Annotated in this window: 12 protein-coding genes; 9 read left to right on the forward strand and 3 right to left on the reverse strand. The window is 70.2% G+C overall.

Going from position 1 to position 14,218, the window contains the following annotated elements:
- Positions 1–16: 16 nt before the first annotated feature.
- From cydB to cydC, 3 genes are read left to right on the forward strand one after another with little or no spacing between them, the layout of a single operon-like run.
- The gene (cydB, locus tag H7F38_RS13040) at positions 17–1,090 is read left to right on the forward strand and encodes a cytochrome d ubiquinol oxidase subunit II (RefSeq protein WP_187090289.1); all 1,074 of its coding nucleotides are present in this window, start codon (positions 17–19) and stop codon (positions 1,088–1,090) included.
- Positions 1,087–2,805 (forward strand): thiol reductant ABC exporter subunit CydD, encoded by a 1,719-nt coding sequence (gene cydD / locus H7F38_RS13045; RefSeq protein ID WP_187090290.1) that lies wholly within the window; start codon positions 1,087–1,089, stop codon positions 2,803–2,805. The genes cydB and cydD overlap by 4 nt, the downstream gene beginning before the upstream one ends.
- Positions 2,802–4,550, forward strand: a complete 1,749-nt coding sequence (cydC, locus tag H7F38_RS13050) for a thiol reductant ABC exporter subunit CydC (RefSeq protein ID WP_187090291.1) — start codon at positions 2,802–2,804, stop codon at positions 4,548–4,550. The genes cydD and cydC overlap by 4 nt, the downstream gene beginning before the upstream one ends.
- On the opposite strand, the gene H7F38_RS13055 is transcribed toward cydC, so the two are convergent.
- Positions 4,530–4,787: a helix-turn-helix transcriptional regulator gene (locus H7F38_RS13055; protein ID WP_187090292.1), complete on the reverse strand. Its 258-nt coding sequence runs from the start codon at positions 4,785–4,787 to the stop codon at positions 4,530–4,532. The genes cydC and H7F38_RS13055 overlap by 21 nt on opposite strands.
- A 108-nt stretch (positions 4,788–4,895) precedes the next feature.
- Here H7F38_RS13055 and H7F38_RS13060 point away from each other — a divergent pair, with 108 nt between their 5' ends.
- The 6 genes from H7F38_RS13060 (at position 4,896) to H7F38_RS13085 (ending at position 10,873) form a co-directional block, all read left to right on the forward strand.
- Complete coding sequence (locus tag H7F38_RS13060) at positions 4,896–5,243, forward strand: BlaI/MecI/CopY family transcriptional regulator (RefSeq protein ID WP_187090293.1); 348 nt, start codon at positions 4,896–4,898, stop codon at positions 5,241–5,243.
- A 48-nt stretch (positions 5,244–5,291) separates the two neighbouring features.
- Complete coding sequence (locus tag H7F38_RS13065; RefSeq protein WP_187090294.1) at positions 5,292–6,314, forward strand: M56 family metallopeptidase; 1,023 nt, start codon at positions 5,292–5,294, stop codon at positions 6,312–6,314.
- A gap of 114 nt (positions 6,315–6,428) precedes the next feature.
- Positions 6,429–8,471 carry a prolyl oligopeptidase family serine peptidase gene (locus tag H7F38_RS13070; RefSeq protein WP_187094687.1) on the forward strand — a complete coding sequence of 681 codons (2,043 nt, stop codon included), beginning with the start codon at positions 6,429–6,431 and terminating at the stop codon, positions 8,469–8,471.
- 3 nt (positions 8,472–8,474) lie between these two features.
- On the forward strand, positions 8,475–8,741 hold the full coding sequence (locus H7F38_RS13075; protein ID WP_187090295.1) for a hypothetical protein: 267 nt from the start codon (positions 8,475–8,477) through the stop codon (positions 8,739–8,741).
- Positions 8,732–9,460, forward strand: a complete 729-nt coding sequence (locus H7F38_RS13080) for an ABC transporter ATP-binding protein (protein WP_222618037.1) — start codon at positions 8,732–8,734, stop codon at positions 9,458–9,460. Before H7F38_RS13075 ends, H7F38_RS13080 begins: the two co-directional genes overlap by 10 nt.
- A gap of 3 nt (positions 9,461–9,463) precedes the next feature.
- Entirely contained in the window at positions 9,464–10,873 is a 1,410-nt protein-coding gene (locus H7F38_RS13085) for a DUF6297 family protein (protein WP_187090296.1), read from the forward strand.
- A 770-nt stretch (positions 10,874–11,643) separates the two neighbouring features.
- Here the strand turns inward: H7F38_RS13085 and H7F38_RS13090 are convergent.
- Both H7F38_RS13090 and ppgK read right to left on the reverse strand, forming a co-directional pair.
- Complete coding sequence (locus tag H7F38_RS13090) at positions 11,644–13,101, reverse strand: RNA polymerase sigma factor (protein ID WP_187094689.1); 1,458 nt, start codon at positions 13,099–13,101, stop codon at positions 11,644–11,646.
- 243 nt (positions 13,102–13,344) lie between these two features.
- Positions 13,345–14,106 (reverse strand): polyphosphate--glucose phosphotransferase, encoded by a 762-nt coding sequence (gene ppgK, locus H7F38_RS13095; RefSeq protein ID WP_187090297.1) that lies wholly within the window; start codon positions 14,104–14,106, stop codon positions 13,345–13,347.
- Positions 14,107–14,218: the final 112 nt, after the last annotated feature.

Here is a 14,218-nt window from a genome sequence, read left to right on the forward strand (position 1 = left end):
CTGGAAGTGGAACACCATGTGGTTGAACCAGTTGTGGTTCGTCCTGATCGCGGTCCTGTGGATCGGGTACTTCGTGCTGGAGGGTTTCGACTTCGGGGTCGGTGCGCTGCTGTGGATCGTCGGTCGGGACGAACGCGGCCGACGGGTGCTGATCAACACCATCGGGCCGGTCTGGGACGGTAACGAGGTCTGGCTGCTCACCGCCGGTGGCGCCACCTTCGCGGCATTCCCGGAGTGGTACGCCACCTTGTTCTCCGGCTTCTACCTTCCGTTGCTGATCATCCTGGTGTGCCTGATCGTCCGGGGCGTCGCCTTCGAGTACCGCGGCAAGGGTGATTCCGACAAGTGGCGTCGCAACTGGGATCTCGCGATCCTGGTGTCGTCGTGGCTGCCCGCCCTGCTCTGGGGCGTCGCCTTCGGCAACATCGTCCGGGGGGTGCCGCTGGACGCCGGCCACAACTTCACCGGCAATCTGTTCACCCTGCTCAACCCGTTCTCGCTGATGATGGGCGCCACCACGCTGCTGCTGTTCCTCACCCACGGCGCCATCTATCTGGCCCTCAAGACGACCGACGAGGTCAGGGCACGGGCGCGTTCGGTGGCGGTGCGCGCCGGCGGCGCGGCCGTTGCGGTCATGCTGGTGACGCTGTCCTGGGAGCAGGGCATCCGGGGGAGCGCGGTGAGTGCCGTCGTCGCGGCGCTGGCCGTCATCGCTCTGGCCGGTGCCTGGTGGCTGACCAGGCGTGGCCGGGACGGATGGGCCTTCCTCGCCTCTGCCGTGTCCACCCTGTTGCTGGTGGTCGGCTGGTTCGCGGCCCTGCATCCGGCGGTGATGCCCTCGACCACCGATCCCGCCGGGACCCTGACGCTGACCAGTGCGGCGTCCGGGCACTACACGCTGGTCGTGATGAGCTGGGTGGCGCTCGCACTCGTCCCGTTCGTCGTCGCCTACCAGGCCTGGAGCTACTGGGTGTTCCGCCGGCGGATCTCCACCCGGCAGATGCCGTCCTCGCCGACCCGTGCCTCGACGACGCACCCGACCACAGATCTCACGGACCTGACGACGCCCAGGGATCGCGTGTCCGGGTGAGACCGATCGACCCGGCGCTGCTGCGCCTGGCCGGGCCGGTGCGCGGCCTGCTCGCCGTCTCGGTGCTGATCGGGGTCTGCTCGGCCGGGTCGATGATCGCGATGGCCACGCTGATCGCGAGCGTGCTGGCCGACCTGGTCACCGGTCACGCCGGTCCCGGTGGCGTCTCCGGCCGGCTGGTCGCGCTGGCCGTGGTGATCGTGGTCAGGGCGCTGCTCGGCTACGCGGCCGAGGTGTCGGCCAGGACGTCGGCCACCAGGGTCGTGACCGACCTGCGCCGCCGATCACTGGTCCAGGTGGCCGCCCTCGGGCCGCGCTGGCGTAGCCGGCACAGCGGTGCCGGTACCAGCACCGTGCTCGGCACCGGCCTCGACGGGATGCACGACTACCTGGCCCGCTACCTGCCCGCCGTGGTGCTGGCCGCACTGGTCCCCGTCGCGATGGTCCTCTGCCTGCTGGTCCTGGACCCGGAGACCGGCCTGATCGTGCTGATCACCTTGCCGCTGGTCCCGGTGTTCATGGCGTTGGTCGGTTGGTATGCCGACCGCGACACCACCAGGAAGTGGCGGGTGCTGGCCCAGCTGTCCGGCCATTTCGCCGACGTGGTGGCCGGTCTGCCGGTGCTGGTGGTGTTCGGCCGGGCCAGGGCGCAGGCCGATTCCGTGGCGCGGGTGGCCGATGAGCACCGCAAGGCCTCGATGGTGACGTTGCGGCTCGCGTTCCTCTCCTCGCTGGTACTGGAACTGCTCTCGACCCTGTCGGTGGCCCTCGTCGCGGTCACCGTCGGGCTGCGCCTGGTGTCCGGATCGGTCGGCCTGCAGGTCGCCCTGACGGTGCTGATCCTGGCGCCGGAGGCCTACCTGCCGATTCGTACCCTCGGCGCCCGCTTCCACGCCGCCGCCGATGGCATGGCTGCGGTCGAACGGGTGCTGGAAATCCTGGAGACCCCGCTGCCGCCGGCCGGGACCAGGACGGACCTGACTGCGGTGCCGTCCGTCCGGATGACAGGGGCGTCGGTCGATTTCGGTGACGGTCGCGGTCTGGCGCCAACGGATCTCACCCTTGCGGCCGGGTCGATCACCGTGGTGCGGGGTCCGAGCGGGGTCGGAAAGACGACCCTGCTGTCGCTCGTCGCGGGGCTGCTCCGCCCGGACGCCGGGCGGATCGAGGTCAGCACGGTCGCCGATTCCGGGGATGACGCCGGTTGGACAGATCTGGCGCAGATCCGTCCCGACCTCTGGCGCGACACTGTCGCCTGGTGCGGCCAACGGCCCGTACTGGTGCCGGGAACCATCGCGCAGAATCTGGCGCTGGGTGGCGCGCTGGATCCCGAGCGCCTCGAATCTGCGCTGGAAGCCGTTGCTGCGCAAAGCTTCCTGCGACTCCTACCCCACGGTCTGGACACCGAGCTCGGTGACGACGGCGCCGGGCTCTCGGCCGGTCAGCTGCACCGGATCGCGCTGGCCAGGGCGCTGGCCGGTACCGCGCCGGTGGTGCTGCTGGACGAGCCCACCGCCGATCTGGACCCGGACACCGAGGCCCTGGTGGTGAGCGGCATGGCTGCCCTGCTGGCCGGACGGACCGTGCTCATCTCCACCCACCGCCCGGCGCCGCTGGTCCTGGCCGACACGGTGCGGGTTCTCGACGGCCTCGTCGCCCGGCCCGAGGGGGTGCAGTCCGAGGCGGTGCAGTCCGAGATGGCGGTGACCCGATGACGATGCCTCTGGTGATGCGGATGGTCCGGCCCTGGCGGTGGAGGTGGATGCTCTCGGCCGCACTGGGCGCCCTGGCCCTCGGCTCGTCGGTCGCCCTGATGGCGACCGCGGGTTGGCTGATCGCCACCGCGTCCACCCACCCGCCCGTGCTGACCCTGCTGGTGGCCGTGGTGGCCGTGGTGGCCGTCCGCACGTTCGGGTTCGGCCGCGGCGTCCTGAGGTATGCCGAGCGCCTGGTCTCGCACGACGTCGCCCTCCGTGTGATCGGGGCGATCCGATCGGCCCTGATCACCTCGCTGACGGCCCTGGTGCAGCGCGGGGGAGCGGTCGGCCGGCGCTCCGGTCTGCTGTCGTTGGTGGTCACCGACTCCGATGAGGTCGGTGACATCCTGCTGCGTGGCCTGCTCCCGCTGATCTCGGCGTCGGTGGTCGGAACCGCGGCCGTGCTGGTGGCCTGGTCGTTGTTGCCGGCGATCGGGATCGCCCTGCTGCTCTGCCTGCTGCTGGGCTGCGTGCTGGTCCCGGTGCTGACCGCGCAGCGCACCGTCGCGATCGAGCGTGACGGGGTGGCCGGCCGGCTGGAGCGGGACCAGTTGCTGACCGAGACTCTCGACCAGATCAACGATCTCGTCGCCATCGGCGCGCTGCCCTCGGCGCTGGACCGGCTGGCGGCCAACGAGCGCAGGCAGGTTCGTGTTCGCCTCGTGGCGGCTCGGCTGGCCGGTGTCGGGGTCGCGGCCGGCATTCTGACGACGGGCAGTACGGTCGTGCTGACCGCTGTGCTCGGGGCTCCGGCGGTGGCCACTTCCCGGCTCGGGCCCGCGTGGCTGGCCGTGCTCGTGCTGATGCCGCTGGCCCTGACCGAGATGGTCGGCGCGGTCCATGACGCGGCTACCGCGCTGGCCAGGTCCGATGCGGCCGGCCGCCGCCTGTCGAGCTTGCTGGCCCCTGGACCGCAGGATGCCGGGTCCGCGGTCCCCGGACCTCGGACCGGGACGCAGTGCGGGACGCAGGTCGCGTCGAAGGTCTGCACGCAGGTCGGGACCATTCGGCTCCGGGGTGTCAGTGCCCGCTGGCCCGGCGCGGACCAGGACACGCTGACCGGCATCGACCTCGACCTGCCGCCGGGGGGGCGGGTGGTGGTCACCGGGGAGAGCGGGTCGGGGAAGTCGACGCTGGCCGCTGTGCTGGTCGGGCTGCTGAGTCCGACCGCGGGCCGCATCACGGTCGACGGTCGGCCGGTGGGGTCGCTGGCCGGCAGCGGGCTCGCCTCGTGGGCCGATCAGCGGGCGCATCTGTTCGACACCTCGATCCGGGAGAACGTCCGGCTGGCCCGTCCTGAGGCCACCCCTTCCGACGTCGACCGGGCCTGCGCCGATGCGGGTCTCGGTGGGTGGTTGCGGGAGTTGCCCGCCGGTCTGGACACGGCGGTGGGGGAGCACGGTCTGGCGGTGTCCGGCGGCCAGCGGCAGCGGATCGCGGTGGCCAGGGCGTTCCTGTCCGACCGCCCGCTCGTCGTCGCGGACGAGATCTCCGCTCACCTGGACGAGGCGACGGCGGAGGCGGTGACGGCGGCCGCGATGCGTCCGGACGACGCTCGGTGCGTGCTCCTGATCAGTCATCGACCCGAAGATGCGCGGCATGGCAGCCAGGTGCTGCGGATGTCCGGCGGCCGCTTGCGCGAGGTTTCCGCGCCGCCCGTCGAACCGTTCACACCGCCTCGGTCAGGCGCGGCGGTGCGGTGATCCCTCCGCGGCCTGGTCAGCAGTGATGCGTCTGACGGTCACATAGATGACGGCTTGTGCCCGCCGCTGCAGGCCGAGCTTGGCCAGCACCATGGTGACGGTGTTCTTGACGGTCTTCTCGGCAATGCCCAACCGTCCGCCGATCTGGCGGTTGGTGAGCCCGAGTCCGACCAGTCCGAGGACCTGATCCTCGCGTGGGGTGAGCCCGGCCGGGTAGCCGGCTGCGATGACTGACATGGCCCCCACAATATTCGACAACTTGTAGAAGTTCTACGTGAAGTAGAATATTTCTGCAGGTCGGGCAATGCGCTGTCACGGCCCTGAGATCGAGTGCGAGGTGGGTCGGTGGTCGGCCGTGGTGAGCTTGAACGTGCCGTCGTCGACGTGCTCTGGGATGCGGTCGAGCCGATGACGGCTCGCGCCGTCACCGATGCCCTGACCGGCCGTGATCTTGCGGTGACCACCGTCCTGACGGTGTTGTCCAGGCTCGAGGGCAAGGGCATCGTCCGCCGTGCGCGCGACGGTCGGGCGCACACCTACGAGGCCGTGGCCGGCCGTGAGGAACACACCGCCGATCTGATGCGCCAGGTGTTGGACACGGCCGGTGATCGAGACGACGCGTTGGCCAGATTCGTCGGCTCGGTCTCACCGGAGGATGTCGAAGCCCTCCGTCGCGCGCTCGACGGTCGCTGACCAGGTGATCGCCCGCGGGACCAGCGCCGCGAAAGTAGACTGAGGACCGTGCCGGCCGCCCCCGTCCTGGCCGCCGGCCTCGCTGTGACCTCGGTCCTGCTCGCCGCCCCGGTCAGTGCTCTGCTGGCCAGAGCGGGCTGGACCCGGAGAGCCCCGCGGGCCTCCCTCATCCTGTGGCAGGCGGTGTGTCTTGCCGCCGGCCTGTGCCTGATCGGAGCGGGCGTCATGCTGGCGCTGGAACCGTTGGGCCACAACATCTTGACGGCTTCGGGGACGTGGCTGGGCCGACTCCGGGAGGGCCGTCCACTGGCCGGCATGACGGGCCACGGCATCATCACCGGCACCCTGTCCGGTGCCGCGGCGCTGATTCTGTTCGGTGTGCTGATGCGCAGTGTTCTTCTCGCGGTGCAGCGACGCCGGGCCCACCGGCTCCTGCTGGACCTGCTGACCGGCGACCGCCCCGGCGGTGACCGCCCGGCCGGCGATCGGACGGCCGGCTGCGCCGACCCGGTGACCGTCGGCGCCCGTCGCGAGATCGGCGACCTGCTGGCCGATGTGCGGATCCTGGACCACTCGACCGCGGTCGCCTACACGCTGCCGGGGTGGCATTCCAGGGTGGTGCTGTCGGCGGGCCTGCTGGACCTGTTGGCCAGGGCCGAGCTGATCGCGGTCATCGATCACGAGCGAGCGCACGTCCGCAGTCGGCACGATCTGATGGTGCTGCCGTTCCAGGCCTGGGGAACGGCGGTGGGTTGGCTCCCCGGCGTCAGGTCGGCGGCCGAGTCGGTGGCCGAACTGACCGAGATGCTGGCCGACGACTGGGCCGCGCGGAGGTCGTCGCCGGCGATTCTGGCCAAGGCGCTGGCCACGGTGGCGTTGGCCGGGGTGTCGCGGAACTCCGGCATCGTGGGCTCGCAGACGCCGGTGGTGGCCGGTCGGTCGGTGGCGGCCAGGGTCGACCGGCTGCTGCACCCCTGTCCGCTCCCCCTGCCGGGGTTGGTCGGGGTGTACCTGGCCGCGGCGACGCTGTTGGGGATCCCGTTCGTCACACTGCTGGTCGGCTGGAGCTGAAGCTCGTGATAGGACACCAGGGTGAGCAATCCAGCCGATGACCTTCCCACCGATCTGACGACGAGCCGATCCGGCGTCTTCGCCGACCTCGACGCCTTCGTCGCCTTCCCGCGGATGTCCGGGCTGATCCTCTCGCCCGACGGCACCGACCTGGTGGTCGCCGTCAGCACCCCGGACCCGAAATCCCATCGCTACCAGAGCGCGCTGTGGCGGGTCGATCCGCTGGGTGAGGCGCCGGCCGTCCGGCTGACGCACGGCGCCGCGGGAGAGTCCAGCGCCACCTTCACCAGTACCGGTGACCTGCTCTTCACCTCCAAGAGGTCTGATCCGGAGACGACCGAGACCGAGGAGCGTGCCCCGCTGTGGATGCTGCCCTCCGGGCTGGGCGAGGCGCGGGTGATCGGTTCGAGGGTGGGGGGTTTTTCCGGGGTCCATGCCGCGGCCAGGGCCTCCGTCGTCGTCGCACCGGCGCCCGTCCTGCCCGGCGCAGCGGATCTGGCCGCCGACGACTCGATGCGCAAGGACCGCAAGGACGCCGACGTGTCGGCGATCCTGCACGCGGGCTACCCGGTCCGCTTCTGGGACCACGACCTGGGCCCGGACCGTCCACATCTGCTCAGCGGGGATCTGGACGCGGCCGGATCCGGCGGGCGTCCGGAGCTGCGCGATCTGACCCCGTCCTCCGGTGATGCCCTGGTCGAGCAGAGCGGCGATCTCAGCCAGGACGGCGGCATGTTCGTCACCGGCTGGCACCGACCGCTCCGGGCTGGTGATCAACGGAGCGAGATCGTCCTGATCGACGTCGCGACCGGGGAACACCGGACCCTGCGCGCCGATCCGGAGGCGGACCTGTTCGGACCACGCTTCTCCCCGGACGGCACCCAGGTCGCCTACCTCCGCGAACGTCGTTGTACGCCGGTCACCGCACCGGCGACGACGGTCGAGGTCGTGCAGGTGGCCGACGGCAGCGTCAGCAGACCGGCCGAGGGGTGGGATCGCTGGCCGCACGAGCTCGCGTGGCTGCCGGACGGCTCCGGTCTGGTGATCGGCGCCGACCAGGACGGGCGGGCCCCGGTCTTCGTGGTGTCCGGCGCGGGCGGCGAGGTACGCCGGCTCACGGTCGACGACGCCGCGTTCACCGATCTGACCGTCTCGCCGGACGGCAGGTACGTCTACGCCCTGCGCACCAGCTATCTGGCTCCGTCCCATCCCGTCCGGATCGAGCTGACCGGCGATCGGGCCGGGGAGACCATGGCCCTGATCGCTCCGGCCGCGCCGCCGGAGCTCCCCGGAACGCTGGTCGACATCCGTGCCGCCGCCGGGGACGGGGTCGAGGTCCGCGGCTGGCTGGCACTGCCGCACGGCGCAGACGCCGAGCATCCGGCACCGCTGCTGCTGTGGATCCACGGCGGTCCGCTCGGTTCGTGGAATGCCTGGTCCTGGCGGTGGACCCCGTGGACGATGGTGGCCGCCGGCTACGCCGTGCTGCTGCCCGACCCGGCGTTGTCGACCGGCTACGGCCAGGAGTTCGTCCAGCGCGGCTGGGCCGGCTGGGGCGGAGCGCCGTTCACGGATCTGATGGCGATCACCGACCAGGTCGAGTCCCGCCCGGACATCGACGCCTCCCGCACCGCGGCGATGGGTGGTTCCTTCGGCGGCTACATGGCCAACTGGGTTGCCGGCCACACCGACCGCTTCCGCGCCATCGTCACGCACGCCAGCCTCTGGTCGCTGGAGGAGTTCGGCCCGTCGACCGACGGCGCCAACTACTGGGAACGCGAGATGAGCCCGACCATGACGGCGGCGAACTCCCCGCATGCGTTCGTCGAGCAGATCAGGACGCCGATGCTGGTGGTGCACGGCGACAAGGACTACCGGGTACCCATCGGCCAGGGCATCCGGCTCTGGTACGACCTGCTGTCCAAGTCCGGGCTGGCGGCCGACGACGACGGGGTCACCCCGCACCGCTTCCTGTACTTCCCGACGGAGAACCACTGGGTCCTCACGCCGGGCCATGCCAAGCTCTGGTACCAGGTGGTGCTCGGCTTCCTGGCCGAGCACGTGCTGGGCGAGCCGGCGGCTGCGGTCCCGCCGCTGCTCGGCGGGTCGCCGAACCCGGAGCCGCCGTCCGCGGGCACCGCCACCGCGGGGTCGTGAAGGGTGGCCGAGACGGGAGATCTCCACGAGGTCTGGCTCGAGCTCACCAGCGGCACCAGGGTGCTGGTCGGTCACAACCTGCCGAGCAAGGCGGCCGCCAGCGTGGTGGCGAACCGCTGGATCGCGATCGCCCGCGAGGAGGACGGTCTGCACGAGAGTGCGCCCGGCAGCGGTGTCGTGGTGCGGGCGACCGCCATCGTCGCGATCAAGGCGCAGATCCAGCCGGTCAAGAGCTTCCTGGCCGGGCCGCGGGACGGCAGTTGGCTCTGAGTACCGGGCCTTCGGGGACCCGGCGGGTCCCGGTGCTCGAACTGGACGCCGTCAGCAAGTCCTACGGGGACTCGCCGGTGCTGGTGAACGTCAGCTTCACCGTCGATCGCGGCGAGGTGGTGGCGTTGACCGGGTCCAACGGGTCCGGCAAGTCGACGCTGCTGCGCTGCGTGGTCGGGTGGGACGAGCCGGATTCCGGTGCCGTGCTCTTCGAGGGTACGAAGTACCTCGACAACCTGCCGGCGGTGCGCGCCTCGGTCGCGCTCGCTCTGGGGGCCGGGGACGAGTTCGTCGACCTGACGGTCCGCGAGCACCTGGAGTTCATGGCCAGGGCGCACGGTGACGACGAGCCGGGCGGGACCATCGACGCGGTACTCGGCGAACTGGGCCTGCGAGATCTGCAGCACCGCTTCCCGTTCACCTTGTCGCAGGGGCAGCGACGCCGGCTCGGACTGGCCTCCTGCTTCGTCCGGCCGCGCCACCTGCTGATCCTGGACGAGCCGGAGCAGAACCTGGACGGAGCGGGCCGGGAGTGGCTGGCCGCCAAGATCATGTCGGAGCGGCGAGCCGGGGTGTCGGTGCTGATGGCCTGCCACGACGCTGATCTCGTGGCCGAGGTGGCCGACTCCGAGGTGGTGCTGTCCACCGAGTTGATGTCGGATCCGGACGATGCCCAGGGGTACGGCGACGAAGACTCCTCCCAGGAGTACCCGGGATGACCGGTGCCTGACCGGACGGCCGTCCGCCGACCGCATGCCACCCGGCCGGCCAGTTTCGCGAGATATCTGCGGGCCGCGGCCCGTCGCGGTCGCCGACGCACCGGGGGCGGGATGCGCTACGAGATCGTGGTCGCGGTCCTCTGGTTCACCCCGGGCATCGCGATCGGGGCGTGGAACGACCTGAACACCTCGGCCACCGCCGGGTCGCCGGTCAACTGGCCGGCGGCGGGGGTGCTGCTGCTGGCCGGTGTCGCGATCATCGGGCTGGCCTGTGTCGCGCTCGGTCCGGTCACCGCGTCCCGGGAGTGGCGGGCCTGGCTCCTGTCGACCCCCCTGGACCGGGGAAGCCTGTTGCGACGCAGAGCAACCGGCGTACTGGCACTGCTGACGGTCCCGGGTGTCGTGCTGGGCGCAGTCCTCGCCGACGCGGCCGGATTCCGACACGGGCAGGCGCTGGCCTCGGTGCTGCTCGGTATCGCTGCTGCGGTGTCCGCCGGCGGGTTGGCCATGTGGCAGCAGCGATTGCGGCCGGCCGGCGCACCGCGTGGCCGTGGCTGGCTGTGGTGGGCGGGTGCGCTGGTGGCCGCCGCCGTGGTGCTCGATCTCGGGCAGGTTCAGCCTCTGGACGGCGGCACGTTGTGGACCGCGGCCGGGATCGGCATCGTCGTCGCACTGTGCCTCGTCGCCCTCGGGCTGTCCGGGGTCGGGCTGATCCCGCTCTCGTCGCTGGCCGCCGGGTCGGGATCCGTCTCGTCGATGGCGCTGGCCGTCCAGGACCAGTCGCTGGGTCCGCTCGCCGCAATGCTGTCGGCCGCCCCCGGCCGCCGGCGCAGCCACGCGGCCCCCCGGCCGCTGTCCGGCACCGGTCGAGCCGCCGTGATCGCGGTGGACCGGCGGCGAACCCTGCGCAATCGGCCGGCGGTGGTCCGCTGGGTGGTGATGGGTCTGATCCCCTACGCCGCCTGGGCTCTGCTGTCCGGTGTGGGTTGGGGCCCGACGGCTCTGGTGGTGATCACCTTCGTCGCCGCGGTCGCGGCGGCCTCCGGGTTGTGCAGCACGGTGCGGCAGTTCTCCGGCAGCCCCGCACTCGCCGATCGCTACGGCCTGAGCCGGGCGGGGGCCAGATCCGCGGCGATGCTGCTCCCGCAACTCGCCACGCTCCTCTGGGGTGTCGCGACCGCACCGGTTCTGCAGCTGCACACCCCGCCCGCGATGGCAGTTCTCGTCCCGCTGGTCGCCTACGGGGTCGTGGCCTTCCGGGCCCGGCAGGCTCCCTTCGTCCCGAAATTCGCGGTGGGGCAGCAGTACTCGCAGGATCTGGGACGGCTCTTCGCCCGCGGGCCGCTGCTGTTGATCGGCGGTGCCGTCCTGCTGGCCGTGGTCGCCGCGGGGCTGAAGCAGCGGAACCTGTGACCCGGGAAGAACCGGGGCGAAGGGAGGGCGATCGCCGTCCTGGCCAGGTCGGCCGGGTCCCGAGCACCTCCACGGGGACCTGGATGACGTTGCATGTGTGACGGGCGGGATGGATGAGACGCTCGTGGCAGGAACAAGTCTTGATTCGAGTGACTGTCGTACCCCTGTACCGGCGTTCTCGTCATGGGGATCCGGGTGTTGCCACTGCCGAGCGGGCGCCTGCGTTGGTGGGTGAATTGGTGAGGTCTCGTTGCGGTCGGATCTGGATGGGATGAGCTCGTTGTCGGCCGCCGTGCCGTCGGAGACCGTCCGGGAGTCGACCCGGCAACCGCGGACGTTGTTCCACCGATTTCTCACCGATGCCGGTGGTGATCTGTTGGCGGTGACGGAGTTGCGGCGATTCCCGTCGCGGAAGCTGGGGGCGACGGTGCGATGGCGGGAGGCGTGTGCGACAACCAGATCTGCACGGTGCCGGGACCGAGATGCGATCCGGATCATCTGGTGCCGTCGCCTCGCGGGGCGACGGCGGCCTGCAATCTGGGTTTGAAGCGCCGGAATGATCATCGGTCGAAAACCCCTGCGGGGCACCAGTCTGTGCGGACCGGACCGCACACCACCCGGTGGCAGACGCCGACCGGCCACGTCTACGACAGCCCCGACGACCCGCTCCCGGTGGAGAACTGGCCCGATGTCACGGAGCCGGTTCGACCCCCTGAATCAAGAAGACGGGGGGTCCGATGCCGATTGACCCCAGCCCAGAAAGGCGGGGCTTATTCCAGGTAGTCGCGCAGCACCTGCGACCGCGACGGGTGACGCAGTTTGGACATCGTCTTGGATTCGATCTGCCGGATCCGCTCGCGGGTCACCCCGTAGACCTGGCCGATCTCGTCCAGCGTGCGCGGCTGGCCGTCGGTGAGGCCGAATCGCAGTCGGACGACTCCCGCTTCGCGCTCGGACAGCGTCTGGAGGACGGCCTGCAGCTGATCCTGCAGCAGGGTGAAGGAGACGGCATCGACGGCGACGACGGCTTCCGAGTCCTCGATGAAGTCGCCGAGCTGCGAATCGCCCTCGTCGCCGATGGTCTGGTCGAGCGAGATCGGCTCACGGGCGTACTGCTGGATCTCCAGCACCTTGTCCGGGGTGATGTCCATTTCTTTCGCGAGTTCTTCCGGGGTAGGCTCGCGGCCCAGGTCCTGGAGCAGTTCGCGCTGGATGCGGCCGAGCTTGTTGATGACCTCGACCATGTGCACCGGGATGCGGATGGTGCGTGCCTGGTCGGCCATCGCCCTGGTGATGGCCTGGCGGATCCACCAGGTCGCGTAGGTCGAGAACTTGTAACCCTTGGTGTAGTCGAACTTCTCGACCGCGCGGATCAGACCGAGGTTGCCTTCCTGGATGAGATCCAGGAAGGCCATGCCGCGACCGGTGTACCGCTTGGCCAACGAGACGACCAGCCGGAGGTTGGCCTCGAGCAGGTGATTCTTGGCCCGCTCGCCGTCACGCTTGATCCAGTTCAGATCCCGACGCATCTGCGTGGTGATCTTGTCGCCCACCTCGGTGCTCTGGCGCTGGCGCTCGACCGAGTAGAGACCCGCTTCGATCCGCTTGGCCAGGTCGACCTCTTCCTCGGCGTTGAGGAGCGCGACCTTTCCGATCTGCTTGAGGTAGGCCCGGACGGAGTCGGCCGAAGCCGTCAGCTCGGCGTCCTTGCGAGCCTGCTTGAGAGCCTCGGACTCCTCTTCGTCGTCCCAGGTGAATTCGTCGGACTCGGCCTTGACGGTGGCCGGCCCCTTCGCCTTGGCCTTCGCCTCTTCCTCGTCGGTGGTCTCGTCCTCCTCTGCGTCGGGTTCGATCGCTCCGACCTCGATGATCTCGGATTCGACGGACTCGATCTCGATCTCGACCACCTCGACCTCGGCCAGCGCGGCAGCGTCGACATCCTGTGGCTCGGGGGTCTGATCAGCACTCTGATCGGCTACCGGTCCGGCTTCGGCGCCGGCTCCGCCGGCCACCTTGACCGGACGGGCCTTCGCCGTCTTGGTGTGCGTCCGCTTCGCGGGAGCCTTGTGCGGCGCGGCTCCGGTGTGTGCGGGCGCAGCGTGGGCCTGGGCCGGTACCTGACCGTCGACGACGACGGCCGACGGGGCCTGGCTCAGGATCGGACCTGACTCGGCCGACCCCTGGACAATCTGCCCGCTGTGACCGTGTGCCGAAGTTTCGGTGCTGATCTGCGAGGAGGAAGCTGTTGCGCCTGCCACTGATGCCCTTTCACGAAAGATAGCCGCCGTGGTCCGCTCGTTGCACGCGTGGAGATCGCTGCTTTGTACGGAAGGACCGGGTCAGAGGGGCTGCCCGGAGGACGACATGTGCCAGTGTAACGGCGATACCTGGCCGGGCACGACTTATCGACCGATTAGTACAGGTAGAAGGGGGTATGGGACATTCCGACCGTGGTCGCGATCCGGGCGAACTCAGAGGGCGCTGGCTTCGTGGGCGGCCAGGGCGGCTCCGACAATTCCGGCGTTGTTGATGAGCTGGGCGACAGCCAGGGGCGTACGGCACTTGAGCAGCGGAACCCACTTGTCCGGCTTCTTCGAGATACCGCCACCGAGGATGAACAGCTCCGGCCACATCAAATTCTCCAGCGCCGACAGATACTTCGACGCCCGCTTGCACCAGTGCTCCCAGCTCAGGCCCTCGCGCTCCTTGGCCGAGGCCGCCGCCTTGGTCTCGGCGTCGTGGCCGTCCAACTCCATGTGACCGAGTTCGGAGTTCGGGATCAGCTGGCCGTTGTGGATGATCGCGATACCGATCCCCGTCCCGAAGGTCACCATGATGACCACCCCGTCGTGGCCGCGGCCGGCCCCGTATCGGGCTTCGGCCAGTCCGGCGGCATCCGCGTCGTTGAGCCCGGTGACCGGTCCCGGCAGCTTCGCCGACATGGTCTTGACCAGATCGGTGCCCTTCCAGCTGGGATCCATGTTGGCGGCGGTCTGCACCACGCCGCCGAGGACGACCCCGGGGAAGTCGACGCCGAACGGGCCCTTGTAGTCGAAGTTGCCGGCCACCTCGGCGACGGTGTCCGCCACGGCGTCCGGCGTCGCGGGCTGGGGGGTGTCCTTGCGGAAGCGCTCGCCGATCAGTTCGCCGGTGGAGAGATCGACGATGCCGCCCTTGATCCCGGTACCGCCGATGTCGATGCCAAAGGCTTTGCCGGTCCGCTGGATGACCACGTTGCTCTTCTCCCTGCACTGATGGACGAATCTGACGAGGTGCAGGTCGTCTCTGGCGAACTGCGGGTCGCGAGGATCCTACTGACCGCGGACGACGGAACAGCAGGACCCC

It is taken from the genome of Nakamurella sp. PAMC28650 (assembly GCF_014303395.1).
GTDB lineage: Bacteria > Actinomycetota > Actinomycetes > Mycobacteriales > Nakamurellaceae > Nakamurella.

What these genes read in the sequence shown, in the direction of transcription:
- H7F38_RS13070 (WP_187094687.1), top strand. Translation starts at nt 6,429, where the DNA reads ATGTCCGGGCTGATCCTCTCGCCCGACGGCACCGACCTGGTGGTCGCC.
- cydC (WP_187090291.1), top strand. Translation starts at nt 2,802, where the DNA reads ATGACGATGCCTCTGGTGATGCGGATGGTCCGGCCCTGGCGGTGGAGG.
- H7F38_RS13055 (WP_187090292.1), bottom strand. Translation starts at nt 4,787, where the DNA reads ATGTCAGTCATCGCAGCCGGCTACCCGGCCGGGCTCACCCCACGCGAG.
- cydB (WP_187090289.1), top strand. Translation starts at nt 17, where the DNA reads ATGTGGTTGAACCAGTTGTGGTTCGTCCTGATCGCGGTCCTGTGGATC.